This is a genomic window from Paracidovorax anthurii (assembly GCF_003269065.1).
GTDB classification, from domain to species: Bacteria; Pseudomonadota; Gammaproteobacteria; order Burkholderiales; family Burkholderiaceae_C; genus Paracidovorax; species Paracidovorax anthurii.
In genome coordinates this window covers 112,406-131,824 of the sequence record NZ_QLTA01000009.1, presented here as the reverse complement: position 1 = coordinate 131,824, position 19,419 = coordinate 112,406, and the positions used below count along the sequence as shown (strand labels likewise).

Here is a 19,419-nt window from a genome sequence, read left to right as displayed (position 1 = left end):
TTCGTCGTGCGGTACTTGGTCCGCCTCTCGCTCTTTGCTTCCGTCACGCCTTCAGTCTACCGGTGTGGCCGGGGTGATTTGTGCAACAAAGCCCCCCCTCAGCGCCGCTGCGCCCTCTGCTGCCTCGGCCGAATGCCGGGCACCACGTCCAGCCCGATCTGGTTGTCGCCGCGCTGCAGCTGGAAGCGGGTGGCCTCGCCGGGCTTGAGGGAGGCCACGGCGGTGAGCAGGGTGGAGACGTTGTCGATCGCCTTGCCGCCCACGTGCACGATCACGTCGCCGGGGCGGATGCCGGCGCGGGCGGCCGGGCCGTCCTGCAGTACGCCGGTGATGATCGCGCCCTGGGTGGCGCGCACGCCGAAGGTGGCGGCCAGCTCGGGCGACAGTTCGCTGGGCTCCACGCCGATCCAGCCGCGCGTGACCTGGCCGTCGCGCACGATGCCGTCCAGCACCAGCTTGGCGGTGGAGACGGGGATCGCGAAGCCGATGCCCATGCTGCCGCCCGAGCGCGAGTAGATGGCGGTGTTGATGCCCATCAGGTTGCCGTTGACGTCCACCAGCGCGCCGCCGGAATTGCCGGGGTTGATGGCCGCGTCGGTCTGGATGAAGTTCTCGAAGGTGTTGATGCCGAGCTGGCTGCGGCCCAGGGCGCTCACGATGCCGCTGGTCACGGTCTGGCCCACGCCGAAGGGGTTGCCGATGGCCAGCACCTGGTCGCCCACGGAGAGCTGGTCGGAGTTGCCCAGCACCATCGCGGGCAGCTTGTCGAGGTCTACCTTGAGGATCGCGAGGTCGGTTTCCGGGTCGGTGCCGATCACGGTCGCGCGGGTGCGGCGGCTGTCGGCGAGCGTGATCTCGATCTCGTCCGCGCCCTCCACCACGTGGTTGTTGGTGAGGATGTAGCCGTCGGTGCTCACGATCACGCCGCTGCCCAGGCCCGTCTGGGCCTGCGTGCCCTGGTCGCCGAAGAAGAACTGGAACCACGGGTCGTTGCTGCGCGGGTGGCGCACGGCCTTGCTGGTGTTGATGCTCACCACGGCCGGGGCCGCCTTGCGGGCGGCGGCGCTGAAGCTGCCGGCCACGGGCTGGGACGAGGGGGCGGGCGGGGCCTCGATCAGCGCGATGCCCGCGCCGCTGCGCGTGGCGCCGCGCCGAAGCCAGTCGGGCTGGAGCGTGGCGACAACGAAATACGCCGCGACGAACACGGTCACGGCCTGGGAAAACAGCAGCCAGAAGCGCTTCATGGTGACAGGGGGATGGCGGAAAAGGGCCACATTGTCGCCACTTTGGGCGGCCCCGTCCGTGGGGGGCCATGGCGCGCGGGGCCGCTTATGGCAGCAGCGCGTGCACGCCGGCGTGGATCGCCAGCCCCCCGAGGACCAGCCAGGCCCACAGCAGCGCGCCCAGGGCCATGGGCCGCGCGCCCGCGCGGCGGATGTCCGGCCACCGCGTGCCCGCGCCCAGGGCCGCCATGGCCGTGGCCAGCAGCAGGGCGTCGGCGGCGTTCACCGCCCCCACCAGGGCCGGGGGCAGCCAGCCCAGCGAATGCAGGCCCGCCATGGCGATGAAGCCGAAGGCGAACCACGGCACCCCGGCGGCGCGCGGGCCGGGGGCCGCATCGGGGCCGCGCCGCAGCCAGGCCGCCAGCGCCAGCAGGAACGGCGCGAGCATCATGACCCGCGCCATCTTCACCACCACCGCCGTGTCCGCCGCCTGCCCGCCCACGGCGCGGCCGGCGGCCACCACCTGGGCCACCTCGTGGATGGTGGAGCCGGCGAACAGGCCATAGGCCTGCGGGCTCCAGGCCACCCAGCCGTGCCGGGCGTTCAGCGCGTAGAGCGCCGGGTAGAGGAACATGGACACGGTGCCGAAGGCCACCACCGTGGCGATGGCCACGGCCGCCTGGTCGGCCCGGCCGCGCACCACGGGCTGGGTCGCCATCACGGCCGCCGCGCCGCAGATGGAGCTGCCGGCGCCGATCAGCAGCGCGGTGGGCCGGTCCAGCCCCAGGAGCCGCGTGCCCGCGGCCCAGGCCAGCGCGAAGGTGCTGGCGAGCACGATGGCATCGACGGCCACGCCCGCCAGGCCGATCTGGCCGATGTCCTGGAACGTCAGGCGCAGCCCGTAGAGCACGATGGCCCAGCGCAGCAGCCGCTGCCGGGCCCAGGCGATGCCCTCGGCGCGGGGCCCCGAGGCGCTCGCGGGCCAGGCGTTGCCCACGGCCATGCCGAGCAGGATCGCCAGGGTCAGCGCGCCCAGGCCATGGTCCTGGAGCCAGCCGATCTGGCCCAGCCCGTGCGAGAGCAGCCCCAGGCCGCCGGCCAGGGCCAGCCCCGGCCAGCGCCCCGGGCGCGCGGGGCGGTGCGAGGGCGAGGGCAGGGGGGCTGCCATCGCGGGAATGAGCGCATTCGGCGCGGGCAGGGAGGAGGTGTTCGGAGGCATCGCGGGCATGGCGGCACTGTGCGCGCCCGCGATTCATCCGTAAAACGGTTTATATGGATGGAAAATATCGGTATTACCGATTGATTGAAGGCCGCACCATGCGCATCACGCTCCGCCAACTGGAAATCCTCCTGGCCGTGGCCGACAGCGGCAGCACCGTGTCCGCCGGGCAGCGCATCGGCCTGTCGCAGTCGGCCACCAGCGGCGCGCTGAAGGAGCTGGAGGCCCTGCTGGGCACCGCGCTGTTCGACCGCGTGGGCAAGCGCCTGGCGCTCAACGAGAAAGGGCGGGCGCTGCTGCCCCAGGCGCGCGCCGTGGTGGACGCGGTGCAGGGCCTGGAGCGCCAGTTCGGGGTGGGCGCACCGGGCGGCGCGCGGGGCGCCGCGCCGCAGCACATCCGCCTGGGGGCGAGCACCACCATCGGCAACCACCTCGTGCCCGCGCTCATCGCCGCCTTTTTGCAGGAGCGGCCCGCCACCGAATTCGAGGTGCGCATCGGCAACACGCGCGAGATCGCGGCGGCCGTGGCCCGGCTGGAGGTGGATTTCGGGCTCATCGAGGGGCCGTGCCATGAGCGCGGCGTGGACGTGCAGCGCTGGCGCGAGGACGAGCTGGTCATCGTCTGCGCGCCCGGCCATGCGCTCGCGCAGGCCGCGCGGGCCGGCCCGGTGGGCGCCGCCGCGCTGCGCGCCGCGCGCTGGCTGCTGCGCGAGCCGGGCTCGGGCACGCGCGAGGCGGCCGAGCAGGCGCTGCTGCCCCACCTCGACCATTTCCCGCAGGCCATGGTGCTGGAGAGCTCCGAGGCGCTGAAGCAGGCGGCGGCGGCCGGGCTGGGGCTGGCCTGCCTCTCGCGCCTGGCCGTCGCCGACCTGCTGCGGCTCGGCCGGCTCGTGGCCCTGGATTGCGCGCTGCCGCGCCTGGCGCGGCCGCTCTACCTCGTGCACCACCAGGGCAAGCCGCTGCCCGGGGAGCTGCGGGCCCTGCTGTTCGCCGGCCCGGGAGCCGGGGAGGGACTTTCCACGCCGGCGGACGGGGCACCCAAGGGAAAACCCTAAAATCGAGGCCGACCGCCACCCCCGGTCCCCCGCACCAGCCCCCGTTTCCTCCTGCGGCCGCAGTCACCCCGCGGCCGGCTTCCCAGCCCGCGCCCCACCCGCACGCCTCGCTGGCCCCGGGACACGGTGGCCGGGGCCCCGCGCGCCACTCTCCCCGTGGCGCGGCCGGGGCCGCGTTCGTGACCTTCCGGATACCACCATGACCTCCTCCTCCCACGCCGCCGCCGCGCCCGCGGACGCCGCGCCCCACCGCCCGCTCACGCGCCGCGACTACCAGACGCTGGGCCTGTCCGCGCTCGGCGGCACGCTCGAGTTCTACGACTTCGTCATCTACGTCTTCTTCGCCACCGTGGTGGGCGGCCTGTTCTTCCCGCCCGACATGCCCGACTGGCTGCGGCAATTGCAGACCTTCGGCATCTTCGCGGCCGGCTATCTGGCCCGCCCGGTCGGCGGCATCGTGATCGCGCACTTCGGCGACAAGCTCGGCCGCAAGCGCATGTTCAGCCTCTCGATCTTCCTCATGGCCGTGCCCACGCTGGTGATCGGCCTGCTGCCCACCTACGCCAGCATCGGCGTGGCCGCGCCGCTGCTCCTGCTGGCCATGCGCGTGCTGCAGGGCGCGGCCATCGGCGGCGAGATGCCCGGCGCCTGGGTGTTCGTGGCCGAGCACGTGCCCAAAAGCCGCTACGGCCTGGGCGTGGGCACGCTCACGGGCGGCATCACCGGCGGCATCCTGCTGGGCTCGCTCGTGGCCATCGCCATCAACCGCAGCTACACGCCCGCCGAGGTGCAGGGCTTCGCGTGGCGCATCCCGTTCATCCTGGGCGGCGTGTTCGGGCTGGTGTCGGTCTATCTGCGCCGCTTCCTGCACGAGACGCCGGTGTTCCAGGAGCTGGCCGCGCGCCGCGCCGTGGCCCGCGAGCTGCCGCTCAAGACCATCCTGCGCGACCACAAGGGCGCCATGCTGCTCGTGGCGCTCATGACCTGGGTGCTGTCCACCGCCGTGGTCGTGGTGGTGCTGATCACGCCCACCTACCTGCAGAAGGTGTTCCACATCCCCGCTACGCTGGCGCTGGAGGCCAACGCCGTCGCCACGCTCACGCTCACCATCGGCTGCGTGGTCGTGGGCTGGGCCAGCGACCGCTTCGGCACGCGCGCCGTGATGCTCGTGGGCTGGGGCGGCCTCGTCGCCACCACGTACCTGTTCTACCTGGGCCTGCCGGGCACGCCGGAATCGCTGGTGCGCAACTACGCGCTCATCGGCTTCTTCGTGGGCTCGATCGCGCTCCTGCCCATCGTGGGCGTGCGCGCCTTCCCGCCCGAGGTGCGCTTCTCGGGGCTTTCGTTCTCCTACAACATGGCCTATGCGGTGTTCGGCGGCATCACGCCGATCCTCATCACGGTCTGGCAGCAGCACGACGTGCTGGCCCACGCCCACTACGTGGCGGCCGTGGGCTTGCTGGGCTTCGCGCTGGGCTTCGTGCCGCTGGCTTCGCGGGGCTGGCAGCCTGCCCCTGCCGCTCGGGCCTGAGCCAGGCGCGCGGGGCGGCGGTGATGTTGTCCATGGGCCCTCCTCGTCGTGGTTGGTCTGCGCGCTCTTGCGGTGTGGCGCGTGCTTCGTGCGGGCCGTGCGTGGCGCGTCCCGCCTTCCTGGCGTGTGGCCGGAGCGGTCCCGGGCAGCGCCCCTCCCGGCGCATGCCCTGCCACAATCCGTGCATGAATGCTCCTGTAGTACCTTCTTCCGCGGGGGACCCCACCCCCGGAGTTTCCCGGCAGGATCTGCTGCGTGCCTTCGATGCCCTGCTGCAGCCCGAGCGCTTCAAGGACTACGGCCCCAACGGCCTGCAGGTGGAGGGAAAGCCCCGCATCCGCCGCATCGTGAGCGGCGTCACGGCCAGCCGCGCGCTGATCGACGCGGCCGTCGATGCCGGTGCCGATGCGCTCTTCGTGCACCACGGCCTGTTCTGGCGCGGCCAGGACGGGCGCGTGACGGGCTGGATGAAGCAGCGCCTGCAGCGGCTGCTGGCGCACGACATCAACCTCTTCGCCTACCACCTGCCGCTCGACGCGCATCCCGAGCTGGGCAACAACGCGCAACTGGGCCGCGTGCTGGGCTTCGCGCCGGCCGATGCGCGCTTCGGCGAGCAGGATCTGGGCTTCTGCGCGCCGGCCGACATCGCGGATGCTGAGGCGCTGGCCGCGCAGGTGCAGGCGGCGCTGGGCCGGCCGGTGACGCTGGTGGCCCCCGGGGACGCGGACGCCGCGCGGCCGATCCGCCGCGTGGCCTGGTGCACGGGCGGCGCGCAGGGCTACTTCGAGGCCGCCATCGCGGCCGGGGCCGATGCCTTCATCACGGGCGAGATCTCCGAGCCGCAGGCCCACCTGGCGCGCGAGACCGGCGTGGCCTTCATCGCGGCCGGCCACCACGCCACCGAGCGCTACGGCGCGCCCGCCGCGGCCGCGCACGTGGCCGACGCGCTGGGCGTGGAGCACCGCTTCATCGAGATCGACAACCCGGCCTGAGGGGCAGGGGGCGGTGCTGGCGCAGTAGGGACGGTCAGCCCCGCCGAAAGTGGTTTGCTATTGAATTGGTAGCGAACTATTCAATGAAATCGGCGACATCAGGCCCGAAACGCTACAGCACCCGCCCGAACCACCATACCGACAGCCCCGCCGCCAGCACCATCAGCGCCGCGCCGGCCAGCGCGAGCAGGGCGGAGATCTCGGTTTCTTTCTTCTCCACCGTGAGGCGCGAGCTGAGGGTTTCGTACACCTTCTTCAGGTCGGCCGCGGTGGCCGCGTGGAAGTACTCGGCGTTGGTGCGCAGGGCCACGGCCTTGAGGGTTTCCTCGTCGAGCCGCACGCGCATGGACCAGCCCTCGAAGCCGATGGTCTCGCCCGCCACGGTGCCCACGCCCACGGTGTACACGCGCACGCCGCGGTCGGCGGCCCATTGCGCGGCCTCCAGCGGGTCCACGCCGGTGGTGCGCTGGCCGTCGGTGAGCATGATGATCGCGGCGGAGGTGTAGGAGCCCGGGGCCACCGGCGCGGGGCGGCCGGCGCCGCGCTGCTGCGGCCGGCCCACCTCGTCGATGGATTGCGGGCGCATCGCCTGCCGGCCGCCGAGCGCGGAGATGTCGATGCCCGTGTCGGGGAACAGCGTGGCGAGCGAGAGCAGGATGCCGTTGCCCGTGGCCGTGCCGCGCTGGAGCTGGAAGCTGTCGATGGCCTTGATCAGGTCCTCGTGGTTCTGCGTGGGCAGCTGGGCGAGCTGCGCGCTGCCGGCGAAGGCGACGATGCCCACGCGCACGTGGCGCGGTAGGTCGGTGATGAAGGCCTTGGCGGCGTTCTGCGCGGCGGTGAGCCGGTCGGGCAGCACGTCGGCCGCGCGCATGCTGCCCGAGACGTCCATGGCGAGCATGATGGTCTGCTGCTGCGAGGGCAGCGTGATCACCGCCAGCGGCCGCGCGGCCGCCACCAGCAGGGCCGCGATCCCGAGCAGGAACAGCAGCGGCGGCAGGTGGCGGCGCCAGCGCCCGCGGGTGCCCAGGGCTTCGCGCACGAGGCCCAGCGCGGGGTAGTGCAGGGCGGTGGCCTTGCGCCGGCGCATCAGCCACGCATAGAGCAGCACGAGCACCGGCAGCGCGAGCAGCAGCCAGAGGAAGGTGGGCCAGAGAAAGACCATGGGGGCGGTTCCTTCGGGTCGCGGGATTGTCACACCTTCTCAGCCGCCGGCCAGCGCGGGTGCGGCGCGGGGCGCGGGGGCGAGCGGCGCGCGCTGGCGCGCGCGCACGGGCCGGCCGCGCAGTTCCATGAAGCGCACGAGCGCCTCCAGCAGGTCGTCGTCGGTGGCGAGTTCGAGCGTGTCCGTGCCGGCGCGCGCCAGCGCCGCGCGCAGCGCCGCCTCGCGGTCGGCGGCGAGCCGCGCGAAGCGGTGGCGGAAGGCCCTGTCGCGCGTGTCCACGGTCAGTTGTTCGCCGGTCTCGGGGTCGCGCAGGCGCAGCAGGCCCACGTCGGGCAGCTCCAGCTCCAGCGGGTCGAGCAGGCGCACGGCGACCACGTCGTGCCGCTGCGCCAGCCGGGCCAGCGGCTGTTCCCACCCCGGGGCGCTGAGGAAGTCGGAGACGACGAACACGGCCGAGCGCCGTCGCACCGTGCGGGCCGCGGTCTCCAGCAGGCGGTGCAGTTCGGTGGCGCCGGGCGGCGGTGCGGCGGTGCGGGGCGCCGCGGGGCCGCCGCGCGGGTCCAGCAGCGCATCGACCAGCCGCAGCACGTGGGTGCGTCCGGAGCGCGGTGGCAGCACGGCATCGGGCGCGCCGCGCGGGTGCCGGCCGGCACGGGCCGCATCGCCGAAGAGCACCGCGCCCACGCGGTTGCCGTGGCGCGTGAGCAGGCGCGCGAGCACGGCGACGAAGCCCGTGAGCTGGTCGCGCTTGGCGCGGCCCGGCGGGCCGAAGTCCACCGAGGGGCTCAGGTCGAGCAGGAACCAGGCGTCGATGTCGCGGTCTTCGGTGAACACGCGCACGTGGGGCGTGGCCAGGCGCGCGGTGACGTTCCAGTCGATGTGGCGCACGTCGTCGTGCGGCTGGTATTCGCGCAGGTCGGCCAGGTCCAGGCCGGCGCCGCGCATCAGCGTGCGCCAGTCGCCCTGCAGCAGCCCGTCGAGGCGGCGGACCACGGTCCACTCGATGCGGCGCAGCAGGCGTTCGGCCGCGCCCGTGCCGGGCGGCGAGGTGGCCGGCCGGGCGACCTCAGGCGCGCTGCGCGGCGGCATGGGGCACCTCGGCGCCGGCTTCGTGCGCGAGCGGGCGGGCCGGCGCGGGCAGCCGGGCCATGAGCTGGGCGATGAGCGCGTCGGCATCGAGCCCGTCCGACAGCGCCTCGTAGGAGGGGGTGACGCGGTGGCGCAGCACGTCGGGCGCGAGGTCGGCCATGTCCTCGGGCAGCGCGTAGGCGCGCCCGCGCAGCATGGCCAGCGCCTGCGCGCCCTCGGCCAGGTGGATGGTGGCGCGCGGGCTGGCGCCGCAGGCGATGCGCGGGGCCAGCTCGGGCAGGCCGTACTGCGCGGGCGCGCGCGTGGCGGCCACGAGGCGCACGGCGTACTGCAGCAGCGACGGGTCCACGTACACGCGGCGGCACTCGGCCTGCAGCGCGGCGAGCTGCGCGGTGGTGGCCACGGCGGCCACCTGCACGGGCTCGGCGAGCGCGCGCTGGGCGATGACGAACTCTTCCTCCTCGGTGGGGTAGCCCAGCAGCACCTTCATCATGAAGCGGTCCACCTGCGCCTCGGGGAGCTGGTAGGTGCCCTCGGTCTCGATGGGGTTCTGCGTGGCCATGACGAGGAAGGGCTGGGGCAGGGGGTGCGTCTCGCCCGCGATGGTCACCTGCCGCTCCTGCATCACCTCCAGCAGCGCGCTCTGCACCTTGGCGGGCGCGCGGTTGATCTCGTCGGCCAGCAGCAGGTGGGTGAACACGGGGCCGAGCGTGGTGCCGAATTCGCCCGTGCGCTGGTTGTACATGCGCGTGCCCACGAGGTCGGCGGGCACGAGGTCGGGCGTGAACTGGATGCGCTTGAAGGTGCCTTGCACGGTGCCGGCGAGCGTCTTCACGGTGAGGGTCTTGGCCAGGCCCGGCACGCCCTCCACCAGCAGGTGGCCCTGCGCCAGCACGGCCACCATCACGCGCTCCAGGAAGCGGTCCTGGCCCACCACCACGCGCTTGACCTCGTAGAGGATCTGCTCCATCAGCGTGGCGGTGGCCGTGGGGGGCGAGGTCGTGTCCATGGGGTCTCCTGGGCGTGGATGGGGCGGGGCGTGCGGTTCAGAACGGCGGCATGCCGGCCGCCTGGGCCGCGTTCTCGATGGGCACGGCGAAGCCGATGCCGATGAAGGTGCGCGCGGGCGTGGGGTTGAGGATGGCGGTGACGATGCCGATCACCTCGCCGTCGAGCGTGAGCAGCGGCCCGCCCGAGTTGCCGGGGTTGGCGGCCGCGTCGAACTGGATGAGGTTGCGCATCTCCTGCTTGCCCTGGGGCGACTCGAACTCGCGCTGCAGGCCCGAGATGACGCCCGAAGACACCGAGGGCCCGATGCCGAACGGGAAGCCGATGGCCACCACGCCGTCGCCCGGCTTCAGGCCCTGGGTGGAGCGCAGCGGCGCGGCCACGAGGTCGTCGGGCACCTTGCGGGCCTGCAGCACGGCGAGGTCGTTCTCGGGCTGCGCGCCGGTGAGGGTGGCGTCGCTGTCCGAGCCGTCGGCGAAGGTGACCTGGACGCGCGCGGCGCCGCGCACCACGTGCAGGTTGGTGAGGATCACGCCCTTGTCCACGATGACCACGCCCGTGCCGATGCCGCGCTCTTCCTCCTTGCCCTTCTTGTTGCGGCCGAAGCCGGTCACCCGCACCACCGACGGGGCCACGGCCTCGGCCGCGCGCGCGGCGGCCGAGGGCAGGGGCTGGGTTTCCAGCGTGCGCAGCACGGCCGCGTCGATGTCCTTCTGGGTGATGCGCGGCGCATCCGGGGGCAGCCGCCAGGCCACCCAGCCCAGGCCCGCCGCGAGCAGCGCGGCGGTGAGCACGGCGCAGCCCGGCCACAGCCAAGGCCGCCGGCGCGCCGGGGCCACGGGGGCGGGGGTTTCCGGATCGCCGGAAGGATGGGCGGACGGGGCGGGCGCGCCCGCCGGCAACGGGGCCACGAGCGGCGCGGGCGCTGCGGCCGCCGTGCGGCGGGAAGGGCTGTAGCGGGCGGGCCTGGGCATGGGGTCACCTCGGTCGGGGGCCTGCGCGCGCCGGGGCGCGCCGGGGAAGCGATTCCGGGCACGGTAGCACGGAACCTTCCCGGGCGCATGTGTCGGGCTGTTTCAGGGGGCGGGCGGGGGCGCCGCCCGGCGCGCGTCAGGCAGCGGCCCCGGGCGCGGCCGGCCGGCATTCGTCGAAGGCCGCCACGGCATTGGCGGCATACATCAGCGCCGGGCCGCCGCCCATGTACACGGCGATGCCCAGCACCTCGTGCACCTCTTCCCGGGACGCGCCCAGGCGCGCCAGCGCCTGGGTGTGGAAGCCGATGCAGCCGTCGCAGCGCGCCGCCACGCCGATGGCCAGCGCCACGAGTTCCTTGGTCCTGGCGTCCAGCGCGCCAGGCGCCATCGCGGCCTTGCCCAGGGCGCTGAAGGCCTGCAGGGCCTGCGGCTGGCTCGCGCGCAGGGCCCCCACGTGGCGGGAGATGTCGCGGGTCAGGGTCTGGAAGGAGGAGGTGTCGGCCATGTGGATTCCTGGTGGAACGAAGGAAGGTGCCCTTTTGCGGGCGAGGGGACATGCATCATTGTTTTCTAAATTAGAGAAAGCTAATATTGAGTTGCATCAACCCCCAGACATCCCATGGCCTCCACACTTTCCGACCAGCAACGGCTGCAGCAGAGCGCCGCGCAGGCCGCGGCCCTGTTGCGCGCGGTGGGCAATGAGCACCGCCTGCTGGTGCTGTGCCTGCTCATCGAGCACGGCGAGGCATCGGTGGGCACGCTGCTGGAGCAGGTGGACCTCAGCCAGTCCGCGCTCTCGCAGCACCTGGCCCGCATGCGCGAGGCCGGGCTCGTGACCTACCGCCGCGAGGCGCAGACGCTGTACTACCGCATCGACGACCCGGCGGTGGCGCAGCTCGTGGCCGTGCTCAAGCGCATCTTCTGTCCCTGATCCGCGGGTTCGGCACGGACGGGGGCGGGATGCGGTTGCCCTGGGTTTCGACCCGTTTTTTCGTTGAAAGGAAATCGCCATGCAATGCAATATCGGAGGATTCGACCGCGGGCTGCGCATCGTGCTGGGGCTGGCCCTGATCGCCCTGGCCGCCACCGGCACGGTGGGCTGGTGGGGATGGCTGGGCGGGGTGCCGCTGCTCACGGGCGTGCTGCGCTTCTGCCCGCTGTATCCGCTGGTGGGCATGAATACCTGCAGGAGCCGTTGAGAACGTGTTCACGATCTCCCAGGGGTTGCGCAGTGGCGTGTGCGGGCGGGATGCAAGGCGCGGTGCGCCGCCCATAGCCCGGCTATGGGCCAGCGCCGCAACGCCGCAGACCGCCCGCACACGCCACTGCCCGAAGGGTTGGAGCGAAATCGGGCGATTGGACGCCTCGGCTGCTTGCATGGGCATGAGCCCATGTGGCGCATCCGAGGCATCCACTCATCCCGATTGCGCTCCAACGCGACCCCTGCGAGATCGTGAGCACGTTCTGAGAGCCCCGGCGCCAGCTCGCACTCGCGCCGCGCGCGCAGGGCTGGCATGCTCCGGGGCATGGACACCTGGATCGACACCCACTGCCACCTCGACGAGTTCGAGGCCCACGCGGGCCTGGACTACCTGGACGGCGCCCGCGCGCAGGCCGCCCGCGCTGGCGTGGCGCACTGCGTGCTGCCGGCCGTGGAGCGGGGCAACTGGGACGCCGTGCGCACCACGGCCCACCGCCATGGTGACAGCTATGCGCTGGGCATCCACCCGCTCTTCACGGGCCGCGCGGACGACGGCGACCTGGCGCGGCTCGCGCAGGCGCTGGCGCACCACGCGGGCGACCCGCGCCTCGTGGCCGTGGGCGAGATCGGGCTCGACGGCTTCGTGCCCGGCCTGGACCCGGCCCGGCAGGAGCGCTTCTACCGCGAGCAGCTGCGCCTGGCGCGGCACGCGAAGCTGCCGGTGATCCTGCACAGCCGCCGCGCGGTGGACAAGGTGCTCAAGGGCCTGCGCGACGTGGGGGCGGCGGGCGGTATCGCCCATGCGTTCAACGGCAGCCTGCAGCAGGCGCACGCTTTCATCGACTTGGGATTCAGGCTCGGCTTCGGCGGCGCGGTGACCTTCGAGCGCGCGCTGCAGCTGCGCCGGCTCGCGGCCGAGTTGCCGCTCGATGCGATCGTGCTCGAAACCGACGCGCCCGACATCCCCCCGCACTGGCTCTACGTGACGGCCGCCGAGCGCGAGGCCGGCGCCGCGCCCGCGCGCAATACGCCGGGCGAGCTGCCGCGCATCGCGCAGGTGGTGGCGCAGCTGCGCGGCATCGCGGTGGAAGCGCTGGGCCGCGCGGCGCACGCGAATTCGCTGGCGGCGCTGCCGCGCCTGGCCGGGCTGGTGCGCGAGCCCGGCGCTGCCGCGGGTGCCGCCGGTCGGGCATGAAATCCCGTCCATGTCGCCGTATTTGCTTCATGAGCAGCTACGATATTGATAGTGATTTGCCGCGCGGGCCACGCCCTGCGCGGCTCCCGTTTTCCTCCCCGATCGCATGCCACCATCCGCCGACATGACCCCTGACGCCCCCGGCCCCGCCGCGCCCGCACGCCTCGCGGGGCTGGGGCCGCTCGTGTCGGAGGGCGCGGTGGTGCTCATCCTGGGCAGCTTTCCGGGCGTGGCCTCGCTGCGCGCCGGGCAGTACTACGGCCATCCGCAGAACCATTTCTGGCCCATCCTGCAGGCGCTATGGCCGCAGCATCCGCTGCCGGCGCGGGACCGCTATGCCGAGCGCTGCGCGTGGCTGCTGGCGCGCGGCCTGGGGCTGTGGGACGTGTACGCCGCCTGCGAGCGCGAGGGCAGCCTGGACACCAGCATCCGCAACGCGGCGGTGAACGACTTCGCCGCGCTGCGCGCGCGCTGCCCGCGCCTGGCGGCCATCGCCCACAATGGCGGGGAGAGCTTCCGGCACGCGCGCGCCGTGCGCGCCAGCCTGGGGCTGCCCCCCGCCCCGCACGAGGGGCCCGTGCCCTCGCTGCGCCTGCCCTCCACCAGCCCCGCGAACGCGTCGTGGAGCTTCGAGCGCAAGCGCGCCGCGTGGGCCGAGGCCCTCGCACCCTTTGGACTTTTCGATTCATGACCCGCAAGAACACCGCAGCCGCCGCGCTGCCCGAAGTCAGCGTCTCCGATGACGGCGACGTGCGCCACCTGCACCTGGGCACGCCCTGGATCCAGGGCTCGATGCGCATCGACGAGCCCTTCGAGATCGAGCTGGAGTACGTGCAGCGCATGATGGCCTGGCTGCTCTTCGTGGAGCCCGCCGGCGTGGGCAAGCGCCACGCCATGCAGCTCGGGCTGGGCGCCGGTGCGATCACCAAGTTCTGCCACAAGCGGCTGCGCATGTGCTGCACGGCCATCGAGCTGAACCCGCAGGTGCTGGCCGTGTGCCGCGCGTGGTTCAAGCTGCCGCCCGACGGCCCGAAGCTGCGCGTGGTGCTGGCCGACGCCGCCCAGGAGATCCGCAAGCCCGAGTGGCACGGCACGGTGGATGCGCTGGCCGTCGATCTGTACGACCACGAGGCCGCCGCGCCCGTGCTCGACAGCGCGGATTTCTACGCCGACTGCCGCGCGCTGCTCACCGAGGACGGCGCGATGACCGTCAACCTCTTCGGCCGCTCGTCGAGCTACGAGCACAGCCTCGCGCGCATGGCCGAGGCCTTCGGCGCCGATGCGCTGTGGGCCTTCAAGCCCACGCGCGAGGGCAACACCGTGGTCCTGGCGCAGCGCACGCCCGCGCGGCCCAAGCGGGCCGAGCTGCTGGCCCGCGCCGAGGCCGTGCAGGCGCGCTGGGATCTGCCCGCCCCCAAGTGGCTGCGGGTGTTCAAGCCCGTGGATTGAGCCCGGACAGGCCCGCCGCCCGGTTTCCCGGTTTCCGTTTTCTCCACAACCCCTTTCGCCCATGAGCCGCAGCACTCCACCGACCCGAGAAGGCGCCAGCACCCCGCCGCCGCCGCCCGCCGGCGCGAAGCCCGCATCCTCTGCATCGGGGCCGCTGGACTGGCGCCGCATCGTCGAATGGCTGAAGGCCGACGGCGTGATCTCGGACGAGGAGGCCACGCGCACCATCGGCCGCTGCTCGCAGGCCGAGAGCCGCCAGCACCCGCTGGTGCGCCTCGCCAGCGTGGCCATGGCGCGCGCGGCCGACGGCCGGCCGCTGGACCTGGAGAGCCTCACCGAATACCTGGCGGGCCGCAGCGGCCTCGCCTACCTGCGCATCGACCCGCTCAAGGTGGACGTGGGCCGCGTGGCCGACACCATGAGCGCCAGCTATGCCGAGCGCCACAAGGTGCTGCCCGTGCAGGTCACGCCCAAGGAAGTGGTCGTGGCCACGGCCGAGCCGTTCATCGACGACTGGGTGGCCGAGGTCGAGCGCCAGGCGCGCCGCTCGGTGCGCCGCGTGGTGGCCAATCCGCAGGACATCCACCGCTACACGGCCGAGTTCTTCGCGCTCGCCAAGTCGGTGCGCGCCGCGCAGAAGGCCGGCGGCGCGAGCGCGGGCAGCAGCTTCGAGCAGCTGGTGGAGCTGGGCAAGAGCAACAAGCAGCTCGACGCCAACGACCAGGGCGTGGTCAAGGTGGTGGACTGGCTCTGGCAGTACGCCTTCGACCAGCGCGCGAGCGACATCCACCTGGAGCCGCGCCGCGAGCAGGGCGTGATCCGCTTCCGCATCGACGGCGTGCTGCACCCGGTCTACCAGATGCCCATGGGCGTGCTCAACGCCATGGTCTCGCGCGTGAAGCTGCTCGGCCGCATGGACGTGGTCGAGAAGCGCCGCCCGCAGGACGGCCGCATCAAGACCCGCAACCCGCGCGGCGACGAGGTGGAAATGCGCCTCTCGACCCTGCCCACGGCCTTCGGCGAGAAGATGGTGATGCGCATCTTCGACCCCGACAACGCCGTGAAGGACCTCGACGCGCTGGGCTTCACGCCGCACGACGCGCAGCGCTGGGAAAAGCTCGTGCGCCGCCCGCACGGCATCATCCTCGTGACCGGGCCCACGGGCTCGGGCAAGACCACCACGCTCTACTCCACGCTCAAGCGCGTGGCCACCGAGGAGGTGAACGTGAGCACGGTGGAGGACCCGATCGAGATGATCGAGCCCAGCTTCAACCAGACCCAGGTGCAGCCGCAGCTCGACTTCAACTTCGCGGAGGGGCTGCGCGCGCTCATGCGGCAGGACCCGGACATCCTCATGGTGGGCGAGATCCGCGACCTGGAGACGGCCGAGATGGCCGTGCAGGCCGCGCTCACCGGCCACCTCGTGTTCTCCACGCTGCACACCAACGACGCGCCATCGGCCATCAGCCGGCTCATGGAGCTGGGCGTGCCGCCCTACCTCATCAACGCCACGCTGCTCGGCGTGCTGGCCCAGCGCCTCGTGCGCACGCTGTGCAAACAGTGCCGCCAGCGCGACGAGGCGACCGGCATCGAGTCGCTCGCCGAGGTCGTGCGCCCCTGGAAGATCAACGGCGGCTACCAGCCCTACAAGCCCGTGGGCTGCGTGGACTGCCGCATGACGGGCTTCCATGGCCGCATGGGCCTCTACGAGCTGCTCACGGTGAGCGAGGCCCTCAAGGACAAGATCAACCAGTCCCCCTCCATCGACTCGCTGCGCCGCCAGGCCGTGCAGGACGGCATGCGCCCGCTGCGCCTCGCGGGCGCGCTGCGCGTGGCCGAGGGCGTGACCACGCTCGAAGAGGTCATCACCGCCACGCCGCCGCTGGAGTGACGTGACCGGGCGGGCCGCCCGGCGCCCCTATAGTCGCGTCCGCCGGGCCGGCGCGGCCCCTCGCGCGGAAGGGGTGCGCGGGGCGTCTTCGGGCCCCGTCCGGCCCTGCGGTTTTCCCTAGGTCATGGGTAGGTGGAATCCACATCGCCTTGTCAAGGGCGGGATTGCACAATCGCCCGTCAACTTCGTGTAAGGAGTCGTTTCGTGAAAATCAAGAGCCAGAAAGATTTCTTTTCAGGCCTCATGTTCATGGGGGTGGGCGTGGCCTTTGCGGTCGGAGCCACCAACTACAGCATCGGCAGCGGAGCCCGCATGGGCCCGGGCTATTTCCCGCTCATCCTGGGCATCCTGCTCGCCATTCTGGGCGCCGCCATCACGTTCTACGCCACGGCGGTCGAGAGTGCCGACGGCGACAAGATCGGCAAGTGGGCATGGAAGCAACTGTTCTTCATCCTGGCCTCCAACTTCGCCTTCGGCGTGCTGCTCGCCGGCCTGCCGAGCTTCGGCGTGCCGGCCATGGGCCTGATCGTCGCCATCTACGCGCTCGTGTTCATCGCGAGCCTGGCGGGCGACACCTTCTCGGCCAAGGAAGTGTTCATTCTCGCCACCGTCCTCGCGGTGGGCAGTTACGTGGCTTTCGTGTGGGCGCTGAAACTGCAGTTCCCCGTGTGGCCTAGCTTCATTTCGGGTTAAGCAGGGGCATCGACCACCATGGAACTGTTCGACAACCTGGCGACCGGCTTCGGCGTCGCCTTCACCTTCCAGAACCTCATGTACTGCCTGATCGGCTGTATCCTGGGGACGCTCATCGGCGTGCTGCCCGGCATCGGGCCCGTGGCCACCATCGCCATGCTGCTGCCGGCCACCTATGCGCTGCCGCCCGTGGCCGCGCTCATCATGCTCGCCGGCATCTACTACGGCGCGCAGTACGGGGGCTCCACCACCGCCATCCTCGTGAACCTGCCGGGCGAGTCATCCTCAGTGGTCACGGTGATCGACGGCTACCAGATGGCGCGCAAGGGCCGAGCGGGCCCGGCGCTCGCCGCCGCCGGCCTGGGCTCGTTCTTCGCGGGCTGCGTGGGCACGCTGATCCTGGCCGCCTTCGCGCCGCCGCTGACCGAGGTGGCCTTCAAGTTCGGCCCGGCCGAATACTTCTCGCTGATGGTGCTGGGCCTGATCGGCGCCGTGGTGCTGGCCTCGGGCTCGCTGCTCAAGGCCGTGGCCATGATCGTGCTGGGCCTGCTGCTCGGCCTCGTGGGCACCGACGTGAACTCGGGCGTGGCCCGCTACAGCTTCGACATCCCTGAACTCACCGACGGCATCAACTTCGTCGTGATCGCCATGGGCGTGTTCGGCTATGGCGAGATCATCGCCAACCTCTCCAAGCCCGAGGACGACCGCGAGGTGTTCACGGCCAAGGTGCAGGGCCTGTTCCCCACCAAGGAAGACTTCAAGCGCATGATCCCCGCCGTGCTGCGCGGCACGGGGCTGGGCGCGGCCCTGGGCATCCTGCCCGGCGGCGGCGCGCTGCTGGCGGCCTTCGCGGCCTACACCATCGAGAAGAAGACCAAGCTGCGTCCCGGCGAAGTGCCGTTCGGCAAGGGCAACATCCGCGGCGTGGCGGCTCCCGAGTCGGCCAACAACGCCGGCGCGCAGACCTCCTTCATCCCGCTGCTCACGCTGGGCATTCCGCCCAACGCCGTGATGGCGCTGATGGTGGGCGCGATGACCATCCACAACATCCAGCCCGGCCCGCAGGTGATGACCAGCAACCCCGAGCTGTTCTGGGGCCTGATCGCCTCGATGTGGATCGGCAACGCGATGCTCGTGATCCTGAACCTGCCCCTCATCGGCATGTGGATCAAGCTGCTCACCGTGCCCTACCGCTGGCTGTTCCCCTCCATCGTGCTGTTCTGCGCGGTGGGTGTGTACGGCACCAACAACAACACGTTCGACGTGTGGCTGGTGGGCATCTTCGGCTTCATCGGCTACGTGTTCCACAAGCTCGGCACCGAACCCGCGCCGCTGCTGCTGGGCTTCATCCTGGGGCCGATGATGGAAGAGAACCTGCGCCGCGCGCTGCTGCTCTCGCGCGGCGACTGGACCGTGTTCGTCACGCGCCCCATCTCCGCCGGCCTGCTCGCCGCCGCCGTGCTGCTGCTCGTGATCGTGCTGCTGCCGGCCGTGAGCAAGAAGCGCGAGGAAGCCTTCGTCGAGGACTGACCGGCTCCCGCCCGGCCCGCGCGGCCGTGCCCGTCCAAGGCGCCCTGCGGGGCGCCTTTCCTTTTGGCGGGCGCGGCTTGTGCTGCCCCGCGAACCACCGGCGCGGGCCATCGCGTCTTGCGGCGGCGCATCCACCCCTCGCGGATGGCGCTGGCAGCATTGCGCAGCGCCGAAGGCCGCGCGCCGGGGTGCGTGCGACACTCGAAGGCCCGCGCCGGCGGCCCCGCGCCGCCGCCGCCGTTTCGCCCCGCAAGACAAGAAAAACGCCGCCCCGTGTCCACTGCATCCCCACCCCCCGAGCCCGCCGCGTCCCGCCGCATCACCGTCGGCCTGGCCTTCGCCCTCGTGGGCGCGGTCGCCTTTAGCGGCAAGGCCATCATCGTCAAGCTGGCCTACCGGCACGGCGTGGACGCGGTCACGCTGCTGATGTACCGCATGCTGTTCGCGCTGCCCATCTTCGCGGCCATGGGCTGGTGGGCCAGCCGGGGCAAGCCGCCGCTCACGCGGCGCGACTGGGCCGGCATCGCGGGGCTGGGCGTCACGGGCTACTACCTCGCGAGCTTTCTCGACTTCGCCGGGCTGGCCTACATCAGCGCCAGCCTGGAGCGGCTGATCCTCTACCTCAACCCCACGCTGGTGGTGCTGCTCGGCTGGATGCTGTACGGGCGCGGCATCCGGCGCGGGCAGGTGCTGGGCATGGCGATCAGCTACTGCGGCGTGGTGCTGGTGTTCGGGCGCGAGGCGAGCCTGCAGGGCCCGCACGTGGCCTGGGGCGTGCTGCTGGTGTTCCTCTCGGCCGTGAGCTATGCGGTCTATCTGGTCTACAGCGGCGAGATGGTGCGGCGCATCGGCTCGCTGCGCCTCGTGGGGCTGGCCACCACGGTGGCCTGCGCGTGCTGCATCGCGCAGTTCGTGGTGCTGCGGCCCCTGTCGGCGGCGGTGGTGGCGCCCGAGGTGCTCTGGCTGTCGGTGCTGAACGCCGTACTGTGCACGGCGGTGCCGGTGCTGCTGGTGATGATGGCCATCGAGCGCATCGGCGCGGGCCTGGCGGCGCAGACCGGCATGATCGGCCCGCTGTCCACCATCCTCATGGGCGTGTGGCTGCTGGGCGAGCCGTTCACGCCGTGGGTGGCGGCCGGCACGGCCCTGGTGATCGCGGGCATCTTCGTGTTCACGCGCATGGCGGCGCGCCGGCCCGTGCCGTGAG

19 protein-coding genes are annotated in these 19,419 nt (G+C 72.2%); 12 read left to right on the top strand and 7 right to left on the bottom strand.

The window, feature by feature from the left end:
- Positions 1 to 98: 98 nt before the first annotated feature.
- Together AX018_RS06900 and AX018_RS06895 are read right to left on the bottom strand one after the other, a co-directional pair.
- On the bottom strand, positions 99 to 1,244 hold the full coding sequence (locus AX018_RS06900) for a S1C family serine protease (protein ID WP_111876560.1): 1,146 nt from the start codon (positions 1,242 to 1,244) through the stop codon (positions 99 to 101).
- A gap of 85 nt (positions 1,245 to 1,329) precedes the next feature.
- On the bottom strand, positions 1,330 to 2,391 hold the full coding sequence (locus AX018_RS06895; RefSeq protein WP_111876572.1) for a YeiH family protein: 1,062 nt from the start codon (positions 2,389 to 2,391) through the stop codon (positions 1,330 to 1,332).
- Between the two features lie 149 nt (positions 2,392 to 2,540).
- On the opposite strand from AX018_RS06895, the gene AX018_RS06890 reads away from it, so the two are divergent.
- The 3 genes from AX018_RS06890 to AX018_RS06880 all read left to right on the top strand — a co-directional run bounded on the left by AX018_RS06890 (position 2,541) and on the right by AX018_RS06880 (position 6,020).
- Positions 2,541 to 3,497, top strand: a complete 957-nt coding sequence (locus AX018_RS06890) for a LysR family transcriptional regulator (RefSeq protein ID WP_111876559.1) — start codon at positions 2,541 to 2,543, stop codon at positions 3,495 to 3,497.
- A 199-nt stretch (positions 3,498 to 3,696) separates the two neighbouring features.
- On the top strand, positions 3,697 to 5,028 hold the full coding sequence (locus AX018_RS06885; protein ID WP_111876558.1) for an MFS transporter: 1,332 nt from the start codon (positions 3,697 to 3,699) through the stop codon (positions 5,026 to 5,028).
- Positions 5,029 to 5,213: 185 nt separating this feature from the next.
- Positions 5,214 to 6,020 carry a Nif3-like dinuclear metal center hexameric protein gene (locus AX018_RS06880; protein ID WP_111876557.1) on the top strand — a complete coding sequence of 269 codons (807 nt, stop codon included), beginning with the start codon at positions 5,214 to 5,216 and terminating at the stop codon, positions 6,018 to 6,020.
- A 112-nt stretch (positions 6,021 to 6,132) separates the two neighbouring features.
- Here the strand turns inward: AX018_RS06880 and AX018_RS06875 are convergent, their stop codons facing one another.
- The 5 genes from AX018_RS06875 to AX018_RS06855 all read right to left on the bottom strand — a co-directional run bounded on the left by AX018_RS06875 (position 6,133) and on the right by AX018_RS06855 (position 10,758).
- Complete coding sequence (locus AX018_RS06875) at positions 6,133 to 7,182, bottom strand: VWA domain-containing protein (protein WP_111876556.1); 1,050 nt, start codon at positions 7,180 to 7,182, stop codon at positions 6,133 to 6,135.
- 39 nt (positions 7,183 to 7,221) lie between these two features.
- A complete protein-coding gene (locus AX018_RS06870) occupies positions 7,222 to 8,271 on the bottom strand; it encodes a DUF58 domain-containing protein (protein ID WP_111876555.1) in 1,050 nt (349 codons plus the stop codon).
- On the bottom strand, positions 8,249 to 9,280 hold the full coding sequence (locus AX018_RS06865) for an AAA family ATPase (RefSeq protein WP_111876554.1): 1,032 nt from the start codon (positions 9,278 to 9,280) through the stop codon (positions 8,249 to 8,251). Before AX018_RS06865 ends, AX018_RS06870 begins: the two co-directional genes overlap by 23 nt.
- Before the next feature lie 37 nt (positions 9,281 to 9,317).
- On the bottom strand, positions 9,318 to 10,253 hold the full coding sequence (locus AX018_RS06860) for a S1C family serine protease (RefSeq protein WP_111876553.1): 936 nt from the start codon (positions 10,251 to 10,253) through the stop codon (positions 9,318 to 9,320).
- A gap of 136 nt (positions 10,254 to 10,389) precedes the next feature.
- Positions 10,390 to 10,758 (bottom strand): carboxymuconolactone decarboxylase family protein, encoded by a 369-nt coding sequence (locus AX018_RS06855; RefSeq protein ID WP_111876552.1) that lies wholly within the window; start codon positions 10,756 to 10,758, stop codon positions 10,390 to 10,392.
- Positions 10,759 to 10,872: 114 nt separating this feature from the next.
- Here AX018_RS06855 and AX018_RS06850 point away from each other — a divergent pair, with 114 nt between their 5' ends.
- The 9 genes from AX018_RS06850 (at position 10,873) to AX018_RS06805 (ending at position 19,418) form a co-directional block, all read left to right on the top strand.
- Positions 10,873 to 11,184 carry an ArsR/SmtB family transcription factor gene (locus AX018_RS06850; RefSeq protein WP_111876551.1) on the top strand — a complete coding sequence of 104 codons (312 nt, stop codon included), beginning with the start codon at positions 10,873 to 10,875 and terminating at the stop codon, positions 11,182 to 11,184.
- Between the two features lie 79 nt (positions 11,185 to 11,263).
- Positions 11,264 to 11,452, top strand: coding sequence for a YgaP family membrane protein (locus tag AX018_RS06845; RefSeq protein WP_111876550.1), 189 nt, complete (start codon positions 11,264 to 11,266; stop codon positions 11,450 to 11,452).
- A 327-nt stretch (positions 11,453 to 11,779) separates the two neighbouring features.
- Positions 11,780 to 12,649: a TatD family hydrolase gene (locus AX018_RS06835; RefSeq protein ID WP_211322386.1), complete on the top strand. Its 870-nt coding sequence runs from the start codon at positions 11,780 to 11,782 to the stop codon at positions 12,647 to 12,649.
- Positions 12,650 to 12,773: 124 nt separating this feature from the next.
- Positions 12,774 to 13,340 (top strand): DNA-deoxyinosine glycosylase, encoded by a 567-nt coding sequence (locus AX018_RS06830; protein ID WP_245951464.1) that lies wholly within the window; start codon positions 12,774 to 12,776, stop codon positions 13,338 to 13,340.
- Positions 13,337 to 14,098 (top strand): class I SAM-dependent methyltransferase, encoded by a 762-nt coding sequence (locus tag AX018_RS06825; protein ID WP_111876547.1) that lies wholly within the window; start codon positions 13,337 to 13,339, stop codon positions 14,096 to 14,098. Before AX018_RS06830 ends, AX018_RS06825 begins: the two co-directional genes overlap by 4 nt.
- Before the next feature lie 61 nt (positions 14,099 to 14,159).
- Positions 14,160 to 15,989 (top strand): type IV pilus assembly ATPase TfpB, encoded by a 1,830-nt coding sequence (tfpB, locus tag AX018_RS06820; RefSeq protein WP_245951463.1) that lies wholly within the window; start codon positions 14,160 to 14,162, stop codon positions 15,987 to 15,989.
- A gap of 204 nt (positions 15,990 to 16,193) precedes the next feature.
- Positions 16,194 to 16,682 (top strand): tripartite tricarboxylate transporter TctB family protein, encoded by a 489-nt coding sequence (locus AX018_RS06815; RefSeq protein WP_111876546.1) that lies wholly within the window; start codon positions 16,194 to 16,196, stop codon positions 16,680 to 16,682.
- An 18-nt stretch (positions 16,683 to 16,700) separates the two neighbouring features.
- Entirely contained in the window at positions 16,701 to 18,212 is a 1,512-nt protein-coding gene (locus AX018_RS06810) for a tripartite tricarboxylate transporter permease (protein ID WP_111876545.1), read from the top strand.
- Between the two features lie 273 nt (positions 18,213 to 18,485).
- On the top strand, positions 18,486 to 19,418 hold the full coding sequence (locus AX018_RS06805) for a DMT family transporter (protein ID WP_245951462.1): 933 nt from the start codon (positions 18,486 to 18,488) through the stop codon (positions 19,416 to 19,418).
- The last annotated feature ends 1 nt before the right edge of the window (position 19,419 follow it).